Origin of the sequence: Paraburkholderia flava (assembly GCF_004359985.1) — a bacterium.
Classification (GTDB): domain Bacteria; phylum Pseudomonadota; class Gammaproteobacteria; order Burkholderiales; family Burkholderiaceae; genus Paraburkholderia; species Paraburkholderia flava.
The window spans coordinates 1-15,042 of the sequence record NZ_SMRO01000001.1; the positions used below are offsets into that span (position 1 = coordinate 1).

The window sequence follows — 15,042 nt, forward strand, 5'->3', positions numbered from 1 at the left end:
GGCAGACGCACGGTTGAGATCAGTGTTGTGCCTCAACCATCACAACCCACACGAGAGGCATCCTCTCAGCTACTTCTTCCCGATTGGTTGTGTTGAGTATCCCTCAACACGACAACAAGTCATGCCTGATGACCATAGCGTGTCGGTACCACCCCTTCCCATCCCGAACAGGACCGTGAAACGACTCCACGCCGATGATAGTGCGGATTGCCCGTGTGAAAGTAGGTAATCGTCAGGCTCCTTATGCTCCAGCTCAAAGCCCCCAACCGCTTCAACCCCGGTTGGGGGCTTTGTGTTTGCGCTCCCCGATTCCAGCCTCCCGCTGTCCTCTCCTGGTTCACCCCCTCATCGATCATCGGCTCAACACCTGCACTGCCCCGCACACCCCCAGCGATAACCCCCACAATAAATCGAAGTTCACCCATTTCGTTCGCAGGCCAGCAAGGCCAAACCAGCCAAATACGGCGAACGAGATCATGGCGATCGTCAGAAGCATGGCGATGCTGTGCACGAGAAGCGCTGCGAACGCGATCCACGTGGAAGCAGAGGCGCCGGCAGCACCCACTCCCCGACTCGCAACGCCGTACGCATTGCATATCGGCATCAGCACCGGAATCAGCATCAGCCCAGCACCATGCGATCCTGCCATCGCAAACGACCACCCAGCGAGACCCACGAAGCCCGTTTGCATCCCGACTCGAGTGCGCATCCGGTGTTTTCGGAACATATGCCACGCCGCCCAGCCGATCAGCACGGCCCCACACAGTCGACTGAGCATCGTGTGATCGATGACCCTGCTCAACGAAAGCCCGGCTGCGAGCATCAGACCCGCCGCGATCATATGCCCAAGCGCAATCGGTATGAGTGACAGCGCGACCACGCGGCTACTGCGCCGATAAAGCCCCAGCGCAACAGCGAACAGCCAGCCCATCGCCGGATTGATGCCGTGAAAAACACCTAGCCCAGCAATTGCGAGCCACATCCACGCGGAGCCCGCCAAAGGGTTTCCGGAAGTCATGGATAGCAGTACGAATCCGATGAGCAGTCGCCACCGTCGAGCCTGATCTGATGTGGACGATGGCCGGCCGGCCACTCGAGAAAAAACTTCGGATCAAACGCGACACCGCCGTTAGCCGCGACATCGAGCTTCACCATCCAGCCATCGATTCCTTCCGGGTAGAACTGTGCATCCACTGCGCCATACAGCGAGTTCGTGAAGTAGACACGCTTGCCGTCGCGACTAACCTCGACCATCTGCGGACCGCCGTTCAGTGCACCATTCGATGCCCCAGGATGCGTCGCGCGCGACACGATGCCGCCGATACGCACCTTGCCGGCGAGTTTCGGCGCGAACGGATCCGACACGTCGTATTGCAGCAGATCGCCGGTACCCCAGCACGAGACGTACAGGAAGCGGTCGTCCATCGACAGATCGATATCGGACACGAGCGGCGGCACTGCGCCGAACGACTTGAGCATTGGCGGCAATTGCTCTGCGGCAGCGGGCTCGGCGGGGATGTCGATAATCTTGCGTGCGCCCCAACGGTTACCGTCGCGATACCACACCCAGATCGACGAAGACAGGTCCTTCAGGCTCAACACGCAGTTGACGAAGCCGTATGCCTTCGTCGGGTCGTGTGCGGGCCGTAATTCGAACACGAGTTGATACTCCGCGCCGAAGTCGATTTCCTGCAGATGCTTGCGTCGGGTAAGGTCCCAGAAGTGCAGCTTGTGGCCGTATTTCGCGCCGAGCAGATGTTCGGCGATCAGACCGTTCTCGAACGTATCGGGGGTGCCCCATTCGCTGGTGACGAGCGTGTCGTAGCCCAGATGCCACCAGCCGTCATACGCGAGCTGCTGGGGTCCGCGATCGACCTCCCACTGACCCAGCGGCTCGAAACTATCCGGATCGAGCAGGAAGATGCCGCCGGGCGCACCGCCTTCTGCGTTACCGAGCGCGGTGACATAGATCCCTCCCGGTCCGCAGTGCACGGTGTGTGGACGCGTATAGCCGGTACGTTTTGCGATCGTCTCCGGCTCGATGATCTTCGCGATCGACGGTTTGAGCGGATCCGGCCGCGTATCGAGAATATAGATGCGCGACGAGCGTAGCCCCGGCACCACGAGATAGCGGCGCTCGGTATGAGGATGCGGTGCGTTCGGACAGAGGCACGACGAGCACGCGTTCCATCCGAAGTGATGAAGCTCGTCGCCGACGTTCGGCATCGGCAGACGGCTCACGATGTTCGCGTACTGCGACGACGATGGATCGACATCGACGACCGCAATTTCATCGGGCTGCTTTCGTTCGGGATCGAACGCGGCGACGTATGCAAAGCGTTCCGGCGGAGCCTGCGCAGCGAGGCGCGGCGATGGATAGAAGCTGGGGTCCGGTTTCCAGATGCCCATGATGTTCCTCCGTATCGCGATCGTGAGAGATGGCGGGGACAACGCATCATGAACTGTAGTCGCTTCAGCCGATGCTCAAAGCTCGATGTGGAATAAGCAAATGAGCGCGCGGCATGTGCATTGCGTTTCGCCACGGCGACCGCAAACGACATCGATGCTGCGCGACGCAACACGCAACACGCAACACGCAACACGCAACACGCAACACGCAACACGCAACACGCAACACGCAACACGCAACACGCAACACGCAACACGCAACACGCAAGACGTGTGAGCAATCTGTGGGAAACAAGAGAAGGGCGACGCGTATCGAACAACGAGAACAGCGAGAGCAACGAGAACAGAAGCATTCTCTTCGACGTTCAAGTCGAGACGCATCTGCCGGTTGAGAATGGACGTGAAGCCCGATGAAGCGGAATCAAGGCAACAACAATGAGGACGACAACGAAGCGCAAGACCAGCGAAAAGCGTCGGGCAACACAAGGTCGCCCGACGCTGGCAACACTACGAGCCTCGTCGGAAGAGCCGGATGATGAACAGCAGAATGACCGCACCGATTACCGCGGTGATGATCGAGCCGATCCAGCCGCCGCCGAGCGTGATGCCCAGGACGCCGGCCAGCCACCCGCCGATGAACGCACCGACAATGCCGACGATGATGTCGACGATCAATCCGAAGCCGCCGCCTTTGACCAGCACACCTGCCAGCCAGCCGGCGATCGCGCCGATGATGAGCCATGCAATGATGCCGTGTTCCATAATCGAGACTCCATGGTTGAGCGTAAAGGGATCAACGGCCAGAGCTTAGTCGAACGTTGCTGCTCCGTCCATCGTCAGGATACTGAATTAACAATGATTGAACGTAAGGTTTTGCGTGGCAACGCTCTAAAAATCCGATGCGCGGGGCATTCGGCAACGCAGCATGAACGCGTTATTCGGGCGTCGGTTCGGCGGCCTGCGCGCTCCAGCTGACGCTCGACACGCTCGTCTCCATGCTGATCCGGCTGGCCATCCATTCGAGCTTCGGCTGGTCTTTCGGATGCAGCTTCAACGTCGCGGTGACGAGAATGCGTCCTGGTTGACCATCGACGTCTTCGCTCGTCAGGCTTTGAAACGACAGCGGCGACGAAGACATCGCGTTCGACAGCGCGGTCCGGATATGGATTTCGTCTTCCTCGCGACACACCACACTCAGCACGTACTCGCGCACGAGGTCGGCGTTTGAAACAGGCGTCGCGTTGATCAGGTGACTGACTTCGCGCAGCACCGTGTTCGTCAGCAGTACGACACAGGTGCCGGCCAGCGCCGGGCCATAGTGTCCCGCGCCGCACAGCACGCCGACTGCTGCGGAGCACCACAGCGTCGCCGCTGTGTTGATCCCCTGGATCGAACCTTTGTCGCGCATGATCACGCCGCCGCCGAGAAAGCCGACGCCGGACACGACGTACGCGGCGATCTGCGTGACCCCCGCGGAGCCATTGCCGGTCAGTACACCGAGCGTGACGAACAGGCACGCGCCGCTCGCGACGAGCGTGATCGTGCGCAGGCCGGCGTTGCGCTGCCGCATCTGCCGCTCGAGGCCGATGGCGACACCGCAAGCGAAGGCGGCGAAGAGCCGCAGAGCGAATTCGAACGTCATGGGTATAAACAAAAAAAGTGCAGACGCACAGGTTGATCGATGTGCATGACAGCCGCACGAAAGCGGTCATCGATACGCGGTCATGCGCGATGCGTCGCGACCGCGTGACGTGATGCATAGGCGGTCAGGGGCGCGAAATTTTCGCGCGCATACACATACGCACGAACGCACACACGCGCAGGCTCACGACGACATGCGCTGCATGTCGACAGCATCGGGCGGGTGCGGAAGCGAGGGGCGCGCACCGCTTGCAGGAAAGCAAGACGGCGGCAATGAGAGAGACGCGGTCTTGCGATCAGGCGAGCGTGAAGGGCGAAGCCCGGTTACTGCTACTGTCCAAAATACGGATTCCTGTTCGACGGATGGGCGGATTTTAGGCGGCGCCGTCGAATCAAGTCAACCGCTTCGGCGACATGGGTCATTCGATACACGTCGCCACTCAAGTCGCGAGCGGCCTGCGCCGATAGCCCGTGTAGAGAGGCCGTCATGTGCGGCCTTGCACGACCGATGGAGAGACGCCTATGGACGAACACAATCAGACGCCGTCGCCCGACACACGGCATGCCGGCGCCGCACTCCGCGAAGACGATGTCCCCGTTGGCGAGCCGCTTGCCGAACCGCTCGTCGATGCAGGCGGTGCATTGCTGCTCGCCGCCGGCGCGATTCTGCCGGATACCGCGGCGCGCTCGTTTCTGTTCACGCATTTTTCGCCGCATCGTGTGGGCAACACGACGTCGCATCCCGCACACGACGACCCCGGACAAACCGACGATCCCGCCACATCGCAGAACCTGCGTGCCGAAGATCTCGATCTGACCGTCGGTGCGCGCATCGGCATGCGGCCGCAACTCGGAATGGGACGCGCGATGCATCCGGGGCGTCTGATCGGCATGGCGCCGAACCGCATGCTGTTCGCGACGCTGCCGGTTGTCGGACGCGAGCCGTTGCCGGTCAATCCGGGTGAACAGGTCGAACTCGTCGTGCTGTCCGGTCAGGCGGTGGTGTGGTTCGTGTGCACGGTTGAAGCGGTGTGTCGCGCGCCGTTCGATTACCTGGTGTTTTCCGCGCCCGGCGTGATCCGTCAACTGCGCACCCGTCGACAGATTCGCGTGCGCAGTCATCTCGCCGTGCGCTACGGGGTCGATCTGACGGGTGGCCAGTTCGAAGGTCTTGGGCTGGGCCACGACCTCAGTGCGCAGGGGATGTCGCTGGCTGCGGCGAGTGTGCTCGGCCGTCCCGGCGAGCGGTTGTGCGTGTCGTTCGGTCTGCACACGGAGCAACAGACAGGCGTCGCCCACACCGACACCGAACTGCAGGCCGTCGCGGTCATCCGCAACGTCTACGCCGATCCGGCGAATCCCGATCTGACGATGCACGGTCTCGAATTCGATCCGCTCGACCCCGCGCAGCAACTGGCGTTGAAAGCGTTAGTGCTCGACCTGCAGCACGAAGCGCTACACCGCGGCGCCGTCTGACGCGCTTTCACCGTCGACGGCATCTTCAACCGACGTATCGCCGACGAACGCGATCCGGTCGCGCCCGAGCAGCTTCGCGCGATACAGGCTGCGATCCGCTTCGAGCAGCCACGCGTGATAGCCCGACATGCCGGGCATGCACGGCGCGACGCCGATGCTGATCGTGCAAGGACAGTCGGTGTTTTCCTGCGTGGTCTTCGCGCGTACCGCGAGCAGCAGCCGCCCCGCGACATTGCGTGCTTCGGCGAGCGTCGCACCCGTGAGCACGACGCCGAACTCCTCGCCGCCGTAGCGCCCGATACTGTCGCTGTCCTTGAAATGCTCGCGCAGCAGATTCGCGAACGCCTTCAGCGCAGCGTCGCCGGCAAGGTGACCGAGCGTATCGTTGATCTGCTTGAAGTGATCGAGGTCGATCAGCAGCAGGCTCGACGCATAGCGGTTCGCGTTGCAACGCGTAAATTCATCCGCGAGCCGGTCTTCCCAGCAGCGCCGATTGAGCAGGCCGGTCAGGCCGTCGGTGCGGCTCAGGTGCTCGAGCGTGCGCGTCTGTTCGGCGAGCTTGCGCGACATCCGGTAGATCGTCCAGCCGACTGCAACCGGATAGACGAGCATCACCGGCAGGCACGCGGCCATCACGCGCATGTTCGAGTACGGTTCGAAGACGAAACCCAACGTGACGACGCCGATCGCGATGCCCGCTGCATGCGCGACGAGGCCGCGCAGGAACAGAGGCGGGCCGCCGGACGCAATGTTGTTCATGCTGAACATCGTCACGATCAGTACGCTCGGCAGCACGTTGAAGTGCATCGCGGCGATCCAGAAGCCGCCGAGTGCTGCGTCGACCATCAGGTTGAGCTGTTCGCCGCGATAGGGGATCGCGCCCGCGAGTGCCGCGCGTCGTGCGAGATGCGCCCACACGAAACCATGAAACACCAGCAGCGTCCACAGCAGCGGCCCGCGATGCAGTTGCAGGAACACGGACGCGACGCAAAGAAAGCCGAGCGCGAGCCCCGTCACCCGCAGGCGATAGATGCGCTCGACGAAGCGTTTGCCTTTTCTCGCCGTGTATTCCATGTCGACGTCGACGCTGTAAATGAAAGACCGTTTGAATCCTGCTCAGCGGCCTGAAACTTCGTGCCTCATGCGGCAACCGGCTGTGAATGTGCGCGTGCCGGAGATCCGGCGCTCGATGGTATCAGTAACCACCTGTCAGTCCACCATCGGTTGACGAAACCGCTCGCGATACTGCACGGGCGTCGCGCCGATCCGCTTCATAAAGACTACGCGCATCCGGTCGGCACTGCCAAAACCGCAGTCGTAAGCCACTGCCTTCAACGCCGCGTCGCTGCTTTCCAGCAGCTTGCGCGCCGTGTCCATCCGCGCCCGTTCGACGAACTCATGCGGCGTCACGCCGGTTTCCTGCACGAACACGCGGGCGAAGTTCCGTGCACTCATACCGGCGACGTCGGCGAGCTGGCTCACGGTGAAGCGCTCCTGAATATGGGCCATCACGTGCGCCTGGACTTTGGCGACCGGTGCGGTGTCGTCGGTGGGGGCGGTCAGGTAGGGGCTGAATTGCGACTGGCCGCCCTGACGCTGCGCGAACACCACGAGCCGCTTCGCGACCGCGAGCGCGAGTCGCGGTCCGTGATCCTCGGTGACCAGCGCAAGCGAAAGATCGATGCCGGCCGTCACGCCCGCCGACGTCACGAGCCGCTCGTCGCGCAGATAGATGCGATCGAAGTCGACCTGCGCGAGCGGGAACTGATCCGCGAGCTGGCGCGCGTGCTGCCAGTGTGTTGTCACGCGTTTGCCGTCGAGCAGCCCGGCATGGCCGAGCGCGAACGCGCCGGTGCAGACCGACCCGTAGCGCGCGCTGTCTGCGGCCGCCGCGCCGAGCCACTTGATGAGCCGCATATCCGGCGGTTCGACCGGCAGCGCCGGGCCACCGGCGACGAGCATCAGATCGAAGCGGTGGGGCGCATCGTCGAAGGTCTGATCGGCGACGAACGCAAGGCCGTTCGACGCACGCAGTGCGCCTCGCTCGGGGCCGACGACCGTCACCGCATAGTGCTCGTCGGCAGGCAGGAAGCCGTTGGCCTCGCTGAATACGTCGAGCGGGCCGGCGACGTCGAGTGCCTGCACGCCTGGAAAAATCGCGATCGCTACGCTGCGCATTCGATGCTCTCGTCGATAAGCGGTGAATGAACGATAGAAAGAGGCCGGCGTGCCACGGCAGTGTATGCAGTGCGGTTGGCAGTGTTGCATGGCGTGCCGGCGTTGTCCGCAGGCCGCCGATTGCCAATACTGGTGGTCATCCACTTCACGGAGACACGCGATGAAACAGCATAGCAAAGCAGCCGCGCCTGGTGCCGCCGACGACCGCAATCCCGTTGCGCTCGATACCTACACGCATAGGGAGGCATTGCTCGACGATGCGCTCGCCGAAACCTTTCCGGCCAGCGATCCGATTTCGCACGGCTACGTCGATTGACGGGCGGCGTTGCGCGTCCGCAGCGCGCGTCGCTCTTTTTTCTTCTCGAGGACACTCTCATGGCAACGACCATTGCAGGCATCAAGATTCCCGACAGCGCGATGGCGCGCGAGGCCACCGATCTCGTGCGCGACACCGAAACGGATCTGCTGTTTCATCACTCGCGTCGTGTGTTTCTGTTCGGCGCACTCACCGGTGAACGCAGGCAGCTTCAGTACGATCCCGAGCTGCTGTATATCGGCGCGATGTTTCACGACATGGGGCTCGTCGCACCGTACAGCAGCAAGGACGAGCGCTTCGAAGTGGACGGCGCGAACGCCGCGCAGGATTTCCTGCGTCGTCACGGAATCGGCGAAGCGGACATCGAGCAGGTGTGGGACTCGATTGCGCTGCACACGACGCCCGGCATTCCGAAGCACAAGAAGCCGGTGGTTGCGCTGGTGACCGCAGGCGTCGAAATGGACGTGCTCGGCCTCGCGTATCACGACTTCACCGACGAGCAACGCGAGCAGGTGACGCATGCGCATCCGCGCGGGCCGGCCTTCAAGGAAGGCATCATCGACGCATTCGCGAAAGGCACGATTCACAAGCCCGAAACGACGTTCGGCAACGTGAAAGCCGACGTGCTCGCGTTGAAGGACCCGCACTATCACCGTGGCAACTTCTGCTCGATCATTCTCGGTTCGGCGTGGAAGTCCTGATGCAACGCGCGCGTCCGGTCATCACACGATGCCTGCGGAAACGAGCCGCACCCGCGTGATTTCCGACGGCGCGCCGAGACGCTTCGGCGGGCCCCAGTAGCCGGTGCCGCGGCTCGTGTAGACCCACAGTCCGTTCAGCCGTGCGAGCCCGGCAGTGAACGGCTGCTGGAGCCGCACGAAGAAATTCCACGGGAAGAACTGGCCGCCGTGCGTGTGGCCGGACAACTGCAGCGTGAAGCCCGCGTCGGCGGCGGCATCGGCGGTGCGCGGTTGATGCGCGAGCAGCACCTTGATGCGGACGTCGACCGGCGCACCGGACAGCGCCGCTGCCGGATCGCTGCGATGCGTGGGATCGAAGTGATCCGCGGTGTAGTCGGTGACGCCGGCGATCACGAGCTGCGCGTCGTTGTGCGCGATGACTTCATGTTCGTTCATCAACACGCGCAATCCGAGTCGACGGAATTCGGCGATCCATTCGTCCGCGCCCGAGTAGTACTCGTGATTGCCGGTGACCAGATACGCGCCGTGCCGCGCGGTGAGACGCGACAGCGGATGCGTGTGCTCGCGCAACTGCGCGACGCTGCCATCGACGACGTCGCCGGTCACCGCGATCAGATCCGGCTTCAGGCGATTGACCGCATCGACGATTGCGTCGACGTACGAGCGCTTGATCGTCGGCCCGACGTGGATATCGCTGATCTGCACGATCGTGAAGCCGTCGAGTTCGCGTGGCAGATCGTCGATCGGAATGTCGATCGTGACGACGCGTGCGCGACGCCGCGCGTTGATGAAGCCGATCACGGTGGACAGCACCGCGAGCGCGACGACCGCAACTGCGCTGTCGGTGCGCCAGCGCGCGAGCACGATCGTATGCGGCCAGATCGCGTCGACGGTCAGCAGCGATGCGAGTACCACGTCGCGTATAAAAGTCAGCACGAGCAGCGACGAAAAGAAGCCCATCGCGAGCAAACCGACCCACGCGATGCGGTCGCCGAGCGGCTGCCGCTGGATGGTCCGCGCCAGCATGCCGAGCGGAATCAGCAGGCACGAGAGTACGAGATACAGTCCGGCAAGCCAGTGGCCCGTGCTGCTGATGGGCAGATCGTGAATCAGCCGGAAACCGACGTACAGATGGAACAGCACGCCGATGATGATCATGCGGATGAAGAACTGCGAGAAACGACGCATAGAGGCGATAGAGAAGGGCGGTGATACGTTGGCGCGTGATGGACGCGCGGTTGCTACGGAGATGAGCCGGTGTGCGTGAAATGCGTGAAGCGGCATCGGCTGTCCCATTCTACCGACAGTTCCGGACGGCTGCCGGAGGTGCAATAACGCGTCCTGACGCGGCCTTGGCTGCTGCTTTTCCGGCCACCGCAGATCGCTCCGAAGCCAAATTAAATGGGCTTTGAATTGTGCTTCCCGGTGGACTATTCTCAAAGTGAATCCTGTCGTCGCACGGTGCGGCAGCGCTTCATCCCGCTGGAGTCCGCCTGCCGCACGGACGCGCGACGTTCATGGTTCGCGTGGTTTGATTCGTCGCCGGTTCAATGAGCGAAGGGGGAGACAGATAATGAAAGCGGACAAGCTGATGCGCCACGCGCATCACATCGGACACGAAGGCAGCCACGTGATGCTGCCGCTGGTCGCGCTGTCGCTGATGGCGATAGGCGTCTATGTAGGCGTGCGCAATATCAACTTCTCGGAACTGGGACGCACCGCGCTGTTTTACGTCGTGATGGTGTTCGTTGCGTTCGGCGTCGTGGGGCTGTTCGGCTTCGTCGGCGGATGGCTGCGGTCGCGAGGGGACGAGATGGACGAAGGGTTCTGCTTCGTCGGCGCGCTGATCGGCGCGATCGTGTTCTACGTTGCGTTGCTCAATAGTTGAGCCGGTTTTGTCGGGCGGGTTGCACGACACACAGCGCACAACGCGCGATCAATGAAAGCGCAAGTTCCTGCACGCGCTGTGCGACGGCCGGCGCGATAATGTCCTCACTGACCTTTCTTTCCATGTGTCGTCGCGCAATTTCGCGTGATGGCATGGCTTGCCGATGCCCGATCTGTTCGACGATTTACCCACGCCCGACGTCGCGTGGTTCCCCGACTGGCTCGCCGCCAGCGATGCCGCAGCGCTACTCGAGCGCGTCGTGAATGAAGTCGCCTGGAAGCAGGACACGATGGGCACACCGGCCGGTCGCGTGCCGCTACCGCGCCTCACTGCGTGGCAGGGTGAACCGGACGCGATCTATATCTATTCGGGCATCCGCAATCTGCCCGCACCGTGGACGCCAGCCGTCGCCGAACTGAAATCCGCCGCTGAAGCCGCAAGCGACACGCGTTTTAACAGCGTGCTGCTCAATCGCTACCGTCATGGACTGGACAGCATGGGCTGGCACGCGGATCACGAGCCTGAGCTGGGCGCTGAGCCGGTGATCGCATCGGTGAGCCTCGGCGTCGCGCGCCGCTTCGATCTGCGGCACAACCACACCGGCGTCACGCAATCGTTTCTGTTGAAGGGTGGAAGCCTGCTTGTGATGCGTGGGCGTACGCAGGCGGAATGGCGTCATCGGGTGCCGCGTGAACCACGCGTGATGGGGGAGCGGGTCAATCTGACGTTTCGGTGGGTTAGCCCACGTGATGGTTGAATTTTTATAAGAAATATAAAAGTTTTAATTGGTTTATGCGCATAACGATCGGCGATCGCCCTTTAACCCAGCGCATCGAGCCGTCGACGAACCGTCGCCACCAGTGCATCAAACCCAAGCGCGCTAGCGGCTAGCGCGCTGGTCGTCGGAAACTGCTCGCGCGCGATGTCGGTGAGCACCTGACCGGGCGACGCCTCGACGAAAACGCGCGCGCCCATCTCGTACAAGGCCGTTAAAGCATCGAACCATCGCACGGTGTCGCGCATATTGAGCGCGAGATCGTCGCGGATCCCGTCGGCGGTGTGGAGCGGGCGACCGCCGCGATTGCCAACATACGTGCTGCGCGGCGCATGGAACTCGATAGTTCGTGCGTACGCGCACAGCGCGTCGGCAGCCGGCGCGAGCAGTTCGCAGTGCGACGGCACGCTTACCGCGAGGCGCGTCGCCTTGCGCGCGCCTGCCGCGAGCGAGCGTTCGATGAACGCGTCGAGTGCCGCATCGGCGCCCGCCATCACGATCTGCCGCGGCGCATTCACGTTGCCGATGTAGACGCTCGGCAAACCTGCGCGCGCATGATCGTCGGCGAGCCGTTCGATCTGCGCTTCGTCGAGTCCTGATATGGCCGCGAGTCCATAGCCCGACGGATAGGCCGCTTCCATCAATTCCGCGCGGCGACGTACGAGACGCAGCGCATCGTCGAATGCGAGCGCGCCGCAACTGACCGCCGCCGCATATGCGCCGACCGACAACCCCGCGCTGAACTGCGGCTGCAGATTCGCGTCGGCAAGCGCACGCGCAGTGGCGACGCCCGCGACGACGAGCCCGATCTGCACAGCGACGGTAGAGCGCAGCGCGTCCTGTGTATCGAGCGTGAGCACATCGAGGCCAAGCACGCGGGACGCTTCCGCGAGTGTCGCATCGACGCACGCGTGATGCGGCAGCCGATGCAGGAAGCCTTCGCTTTGCGCGCCCTGGCCGGGGAAGAGCAGCGCGAGCATTACGCTGCACTCCATGCGTGATGCCACGGATCGTCGACGAGTTGCGGGCCATGCTCACTGCGTGCGAGCACGCGCGATTTGCTGGCAGCGTATTCGGCGAGCGCGACACCGCCGGCCGGTGTTTCCAGTTGTGCGTCGATGCGCGTGCCGGCGGCCAGCGCCGGATGCTGCAATTCGTCGACGAGACACTGCGCGTCTGCAAGCGATAACGGCTGTGGTGTGCGAATCAGCAGATCGAGATCGCTCGATGCAGTGACTGTCGGTTGACGCGTCGCAAGTTCGAAGCCTGCGCTGCCCGTCGGTCCCCATGCGAATTGCCGCAGACACGTCGCATCGCGAAGCAGCAGTGCGAGTGCAGCGAAGGCGGGCAGGTCTCGCCCGGGCGTAAGAACCGCTTCATTCACGAGGTCTTCCGGCGCGAGCCGTTGCTCGATATCGACACTCGCAGCCCACATGCCATAGCGTTGCGCGCGCGTCGTCCCACGCACACCGATCGCAACGAAACCGTCTTTCGCCAACGCACGCCGCACGACCGCGAACGGCGCACGACTCCACGCGTCACGCAGCCACGCAGGCTCATCATCCGTATGCGCCAGCCGTCGCAGCCGCAGCAGATCGTGCGCACGACAGCGCACGTCTGCTGCAAACGAAGCGACGGCGCTATCGCGCATCACACGGCATCCCACTGTTCGGTAAGCCTGCGACGCACTTCGATCGACGCCGCGCGTGTCTTCTTCGCATTCTCCGACTGCAACCGATGCGACAGATCACGCGTACCCGCACGCGCACTCGCAACGGAATCGATCAACACATGCCGCACACGATCGATCTGCGCGTCATCGGGCGCATCGGCATCGACGCCGTCGATCAGCGTATCGAGCAGACCGAGCTTCGCGAACGAGGCCATCGTGTACGACATCGGCACGATCGTCTCGCCGAGTTCGTCGAGCGCTTCGACGCTGCGGCGCGTGACGCGTGCAGCCGCTTCCTTGCCCATCGCGTGGACCATCGTGCCGGGCGCGTCGAGTGCGACGATGCGGTTCGCCTGATAGCCGTGCGCGAGAAACGCGCCCGACATCGCAGGCCCGACGATCAGCGCGACGACCGGATGTCCCGCGTCGCGTGCGCATGCGTATGCATCGACGGCCGCCGCGCACGCGAGATGAACGCCGAGCATTTCCTCGCGATATCCATACGCCTGGCTTTTCACATCGACGATCGCGACGATCGGCCGCTTTGTCGCCGCCTGTGCATCCTGCGCGATCGCGTCGCGCACCGCGCGTGCGAGCAGCCAGCCCTGTTCGAGGCCGACGACGTTATCGACTGCACGCGGAAAGCGGTTGTCCGGATCGGGCACGACCGCGATGAAGCGTGCGGTATCGCTACCGAGTGCGGCATCCGCGTACCACACGGGCGCATCGCTGCGAGACGCACCGGCTAGTGCGTTCAACCAGCGCGCACCGCGGCTGCGATGTTCAGGTGCGTTCATGCGTGCTCCTTGCGCGGCGTCGCCGCATCGTTCGCGTGGAAGACTGCGCGCATCGTGTCGGGCGTGATCGTCGACGGATCGATCAGCGCCAGCCGTGCAAGCGTCGCATCGACCTGTTCGCTGCGCGCCGACACAGGCGCCGGTTGCGCGCTAGCAAATCGCACAGCTTCGCGAATCGCCGAAAGATCATCATCGACGAGCGCATCCGCGAAACCCGTCGCCGCGCGCTGCTCGCCACCAATCAACTGCCACACGCGACGTCGATCGCTCGAATCGAGTTCATCTATACCGGCTTCCTGTTCGATCACTTCGGGGCCGTTCATCCCGAGCCGCCCCTGCTTCGTGACGATCAGATGCGAGCACAGCGCGGCAGCAAGCGACATCCCGCCGAAGCATCCGACCATCCCCGCGATTACACCGACAACAGGCACATGCCGTCGCAACGCGACGATCGCAGCCTGAATCTCGGCGATCACCGCGAGCCCGAGGTTCGCTTCCTGCAGACGCACGCCACCGGTTTCGAACAGCACGATCGGGCGCACGATATGACCGCGTTCGCAGTCGCGCAGCGCGAGTTCGAGCGCTCCGGCGATCTTGCTGCCCGACACTTCGCCGATGCTACCGCCCTGGAACGCGGGTTCGATCGCGGCGATCACCGCGGGCGCGCCGTCGATCGTCCCACGCGCGATCACGACGCCGTCGTCCGCCTGGCACACGACGCCCTGCAGCGGCAGCCACGGCGATTCGAGCCGGTCGAACGGGCCGAGCAGTTCGCGGAACGTGCCGGCGTCGAGCAGGGCGCTTGCGCGGTCGCGTGCCGACAGTTCGATGAAACTCTCGCGCAGCATCGGCGAGAAAGGAGCCGTGGTCGTCATACGCTGCGCTCCGGTTCGGCGGCTTCGATCGCTTCGGCGAGGCGCAGCGCGACGACGCCCGGCGTCGCGCCGAAGTCGTTGATCTCGATCTGCGCGGCGCCGTCGTAGCGCGTGAAGAAGCGATCGAGCACGCTCTTCCAGATGTGGCCGTAGCCGTCGACGCTCGTGCGCACGATCACCTGCGCGCGCATCGCGTCGGCCGGCGACAGCAACACTTCGAGATCGCCGGAGCCGACCACGCCGACGTGCGCGCGCGTCGTCACGGCGCGTTGCGCGGGGTAGTCGAAGGTCAGATGTTCCATGGTGTTGTGCTC

17 protein-coding genes and 1 rRNA gene are annotated in these 15,042 nt (G+C 63.4%); 6 read left to right on the forward strand and 12 right to left on the reverse strand.

What is annotated here, in order from left to right; all coding sequences use genetic code 11:
- The first annotated feature begins 124 nt into the window (after positions 1–124).
- Positions 125–238, forward strand: a 5S ribosomal RNA gene (rrf, locus tag E1748_RS00005).
- A 114-nt stretch (positions 239–352) separates the two neighbouring features.
- Here rrf and E1748_RS00010 read toward each other — a convergent pair.
- The 4 genes from E1748_RS00010 to E1748_RS00030 all read right to left on the reverse strand — a co-directional run bounded on the left by E1748_RS00010 (position 353) and on the right by E1748_RS00030 (position 4,051).
- On the reverse strand, positions 353–982 hold the full coding sequence (locus E1748_RS00010) for a hypothetical protein (RefSeq protein WP_240766206.1): 630 nt from the start codon (positions 980–982) through the stop codon (positions 353–355).
- 32 nt (positions 983–1,014) lie between these two features.
- A complete protein-coding gene (locus E1748_RS00015) occupies positions 1,015–2,409 on the reverse strand; it encodes a selenium-binding family protein (protein ID WP_133645116.1) in 1,395 nt (464 codons plus the stop codon).
- 507 nt (positions 2,410–2,916) lie between these two features.
- On the reverse strand, positions 2,917–3,171 hold the full coding sequence (locus E1748_RS00025) for a GlsB/YeaQ/YmgE family stress response membrane protein (protein WP_133645117.1): 255 nt from the start codon (positions 3,169–3,171) through the stop codon (positions 2,917–2,919).
- Between the two features lie 172 nt (positions 3,172–3,343).
- Entirely contained in the window at positions 3,344–4,051 is a 708-nt protein-coding gene (locus E1748_RS00030; protein ID WP_133645118.1) for an MgtC/SapB family protein, read from the reverse strand.
- A 521-nt stretch (positions 4,052–4,572) separates the two neighbouring features.
- Between E1748_RS00030 and E1748_RS00035 the strand changes: the two genes are divergently transcribed.
- Positions 4,573–5,526, forward strand: a complete 954-nt coding sequence (locus E1748_RS00035) for a flagellar brake protein (protein ID WP_133645119.1) — start codon at positions 4,573–4,575, stop codon at positions 5,524–5,526.
- Here E1748_RS00035 and E1748_RS00040 read toward each other — a convergent pair.
- Complete coding sequence (locus E1748_RS00040; protein WP_133645120.1) at positions 5,506–6,600, reverse strand: diguanylate cyclase; 1,095 nt, start codon at positions 6,598–6,600, stop codon at positions 5,506–5,508. The two genes, E1748_RS00035 and E1748_RS00040, sit on opposite strands and share 21 nt — an antisense overlap.
- Before the next feature lie 135 nt (positions 6,601–6,735).
- Positions 6,736–7,704 (reverse strand): GlxA family transcriptional regulator, encoded by a 969-nt coding sequence (locus E1748_RS00045; protein WP_133645121.1) that lies wholly within the window; start codon positions 7,702–7,704, stop codon positions 6,736–6,738.
- A gap of 160 nt (positions 7,705–7,864) precedes the next feature.
- Here E1748_RS00045 and E1748_RS31390 point away from each other — a divergent pair, with 160 nt between their 5' ends.
- Together E1748_RS31390 and E1748_RS00050 are read left to right on the forward strand one after the other, a co-directional pair.
- The gene (locus E1748_RS31390) at positions 7,865–8,020 is read left to right on the forward strand and encodes a hypothetical protein (RefSeq protein WP_166653484.1); all 156 of its coding nucleotides are present in this window, start codon (positions 7,865–7,867) and stop codon (positions 8,018–8,020) included.
- Positions 8,021–8,079: 59 nt separating this feature from the next.
- The gene (locus E1748_RS00050; protein WP_133645122.1) at positions 8,080–8,721 is read left to right on the forward strand and encodes an HD domain-containing protein; all 642 of its coding nucleotides are present in this window, start codon (positions 8,080–8,082) and stop codon (positions 8,719–8,721) included.
- A gap of 21 nt (positions 8,722–8,742) precedes the next feature.
- Here the strand turns inward: E1748_RS00050 and E1748_RS00055 are convergent, their stop codons facing one another.
- Positions 8,743–9,909, reverse strand: coding sequence for a metallophosphoesterase (locus E1748_RS00055; RefSeq protein WP_133645123.1), 1,167 nt, complete (start codon positions 9,907–9,909; stop codon positions 8,743–8,745).
- Positions 9,910–10,294: 385 nt separating this feature from the next.
- On the opposite strand from E1748_RS00055, the gene E1748_RS00060 reads away from it, so the two are divergent.
- Entirely contained in the window at positions 10,295–10,609 is a 315-nt protein-coding gene (locus E1748_RS00060) for a hypothetical protein (protein ID WP_133645124.1), read from the forward strand.
- A 163-nt stretch (positions 10,610–10,772) separates the two neighbouring features.
- Positions 10,773–11,366: an alpha-ketoglutarate-dependent dioxygenase AlkB family protein gene (locus E1748_RS00065; RefSeq protein ID WP_133645125.1), complete on the forward strand. Its 594-nt coding sequence runs from the start codon at positions 10,773–10,775 to the stop codon at positions 11,364–11,366.
- A 62-nt stretch (positions 11,367–11,428) separates the two neighbouring features.
- On the opposite strand, the gene mdcH is transcribed toward E1748_RS00065, so the two are convergent.
- The 5 genes from mdcH to E1748_RS00090 are packed head-to-tail and all read right to left on the reverse strand — an operon-like array spanning position 11,429 to position 15,030.
- Positions 11,429–12,364 (reverse strand): malonate decarboxylase subunit epsilon, encoded by a 936-nt coding sequence (gene mdcH / locus E1748_RS00070; protein WP_133645126.1) that lies wholly within the window; start codon positions 12,362–12,364, stop codon positions 11,429–11,431.
- Entirely contained in the window at positions 12,364–13,035 is a 672-nt protein-coding gene (locus tag E1748_RS00075; RefSeq protein ID WP_133645127.1) for a malonate decarboxylase holo-ACP synthase, read from the reverse strand. The genes mdcH and E1748_RS00075 overlap by 1 nt, the downstream gene beginning before the upstream one ends.
- Entirely contained in the window at positions 13,035–13,853 is an 819-nt protein-coding gene (gene mdcE / locus E1748_RS00080; protein ID WP_133645128.1) for a biotin-independent malonate decarboxylase subunit gamma, read from the reverse strand. Before mdcE ends, E1748_RS00075 begins: the two co-directional genes overlap by 1 nt.
- Entirely contained in the window at positions 13,850–14,728 is an 879-nt protein-coding gene (locus E1748_RS00085) for a biotin-independent malonate decarboxylase subunit beta (RefSeq protein ID WP_133645129.1), read from the reverse strand. Before E1748_RS00085 ends, mdcE begins: the two co-directional genes overlap by 4 nt.
- Positions 14,725–15,030: a malonate decarboxylase subunit delta gene (locus E1748_RS00090; RefSeq protein WP_133645130.1), complete on the reverse strand. Its 306-nt coding sequence runs from the start codon at positions 15,028–15,030 to the stop codon at positions 14,725–14,727. Before E1748_RS00090 ends, E1748_RS00085 begins: the two co-directional genes overlap by 4 nt.
- Between the last annotated feature and the right edge of the window lie 12 nt (positions 15,031–15,042).

Bases quoted from the DNA above. Each gene is read 5' to 3' on its own strand.
- E1748_RS00035 (WP_133645119.1), top strand. From the start codon at position 4,573: ATGGACGAACACAATCAGACGCCGTCGCCCGACACACGGCATGCCGGC.
- mdcE (WP_133645128.1), bottom strand. From the start codon at position 13,853: ATGAACGCACCTGAACATCGCAGCCGCGGTGCGCGCTGGTTGAACGCA.
- E1748_RS00055 (WP_133645123.1), bottom strand. From the start codon at position 9,909: ATGCGTCGTTTCTCGCAGTTCTTCATCCGCATGATCATCATCGGCGTG.
- E1748_RS00085 (WP_133645129.1), bottom strand. From the start codon at position 14,728: ATGACGACCACGGCTCCTTTCTCGCCGATGCTGCGCGAGAGTTTCATC.
- mdcH (WP_133645126.1), bottom strand. From the start codon at position 12,364: ATGCTCGCGCTGCTCTTCCCCGGCCAGGGCGCGCAAAGCGAAGGCTTC.
- E1748_RS00040 (WP_133645120.1), bottom strand. From the start codon at position 6,600: ATGGAATACACGGCGAGAAAAGGCAAACGCTTCGTCGAGCGCATCTAT.
- E1748_RS00015 (WP_133645116.1), bottom strand. From the start codon at position 2,409: ATGGGCATCTGGAAACCGGACCCCAGCTTCTATCCATCGCCGCGCCTC.
- E1748_RS00025 (WP_133645117.1), bottom strand. From the start codon at position 3,171: ATGGAACACGGCATCATTGCATGGCTCATCATCGGCGCGATCGCCGGC.
- E1748_RS00060 (WP_133645124.1), top strand. From the start codon at position 10,295: ATGAAAGCGGACAAGCTGATGCGCCACGCGCATCACATCGGACACGAA.
- E1748_RS00010 (WP_240766206.1), bottom strand. From the start codon at position 982: ATGTGGCTCGCAATTGCTGGGCTAGGTGTTTTTCACGGCATCAATCCG.
- E1748_RS00045 (WP_133645121.1), bottom strand. From the start codon at position 7,704: ATGCGCAGCGTAGCGATCGCGATTTTTCCAGGCGTGCAGGCACTCGAC.
- E1748_RS31390 (WP_166653484.1), top strand. From the start codon at position 7,865: ATGAAACAGCATAGCAAAGCAGCCGCGCCTGGTGCCGCCGACGACCGC.
- E1748_RS00065 (WP_133645125.1), top strand. From the start codon at position 10,773: ATGCCCGATCTGTTCGACGATTTACCCACGCCCGACGTCGCGTGGTTC.
- E1748_RS00090 (WP_133645130.1), bottom strand. From the start codon at position 15,030: ATGGAACATCTGACCTTCGACTACCCCGCGCAACGCGCCGTGACGACG.
- E1748_RS00030 (WP_133645118.1), bottom strand. From the start codon at position 4,051: ATGACGTTCGAATTCGCTCTGCGGCTCTTCGCCGCCTTCGCTTGCGGT.
- E1748_RS00075 (WP_133645127.1), bottom strand. From the start codon at position 13,035: ATGCGCGATAGCGCCGTCGCTTCGTTTGCAGCAGACGTGCGCTGTCGT.
- E1748_RS00050 (WP_133645122.1), top strand. From the start codon at position 8,080: ATGGCAACGACCATTGCAGGCATCAAGATTCCCGACAGCGCGATGGCG.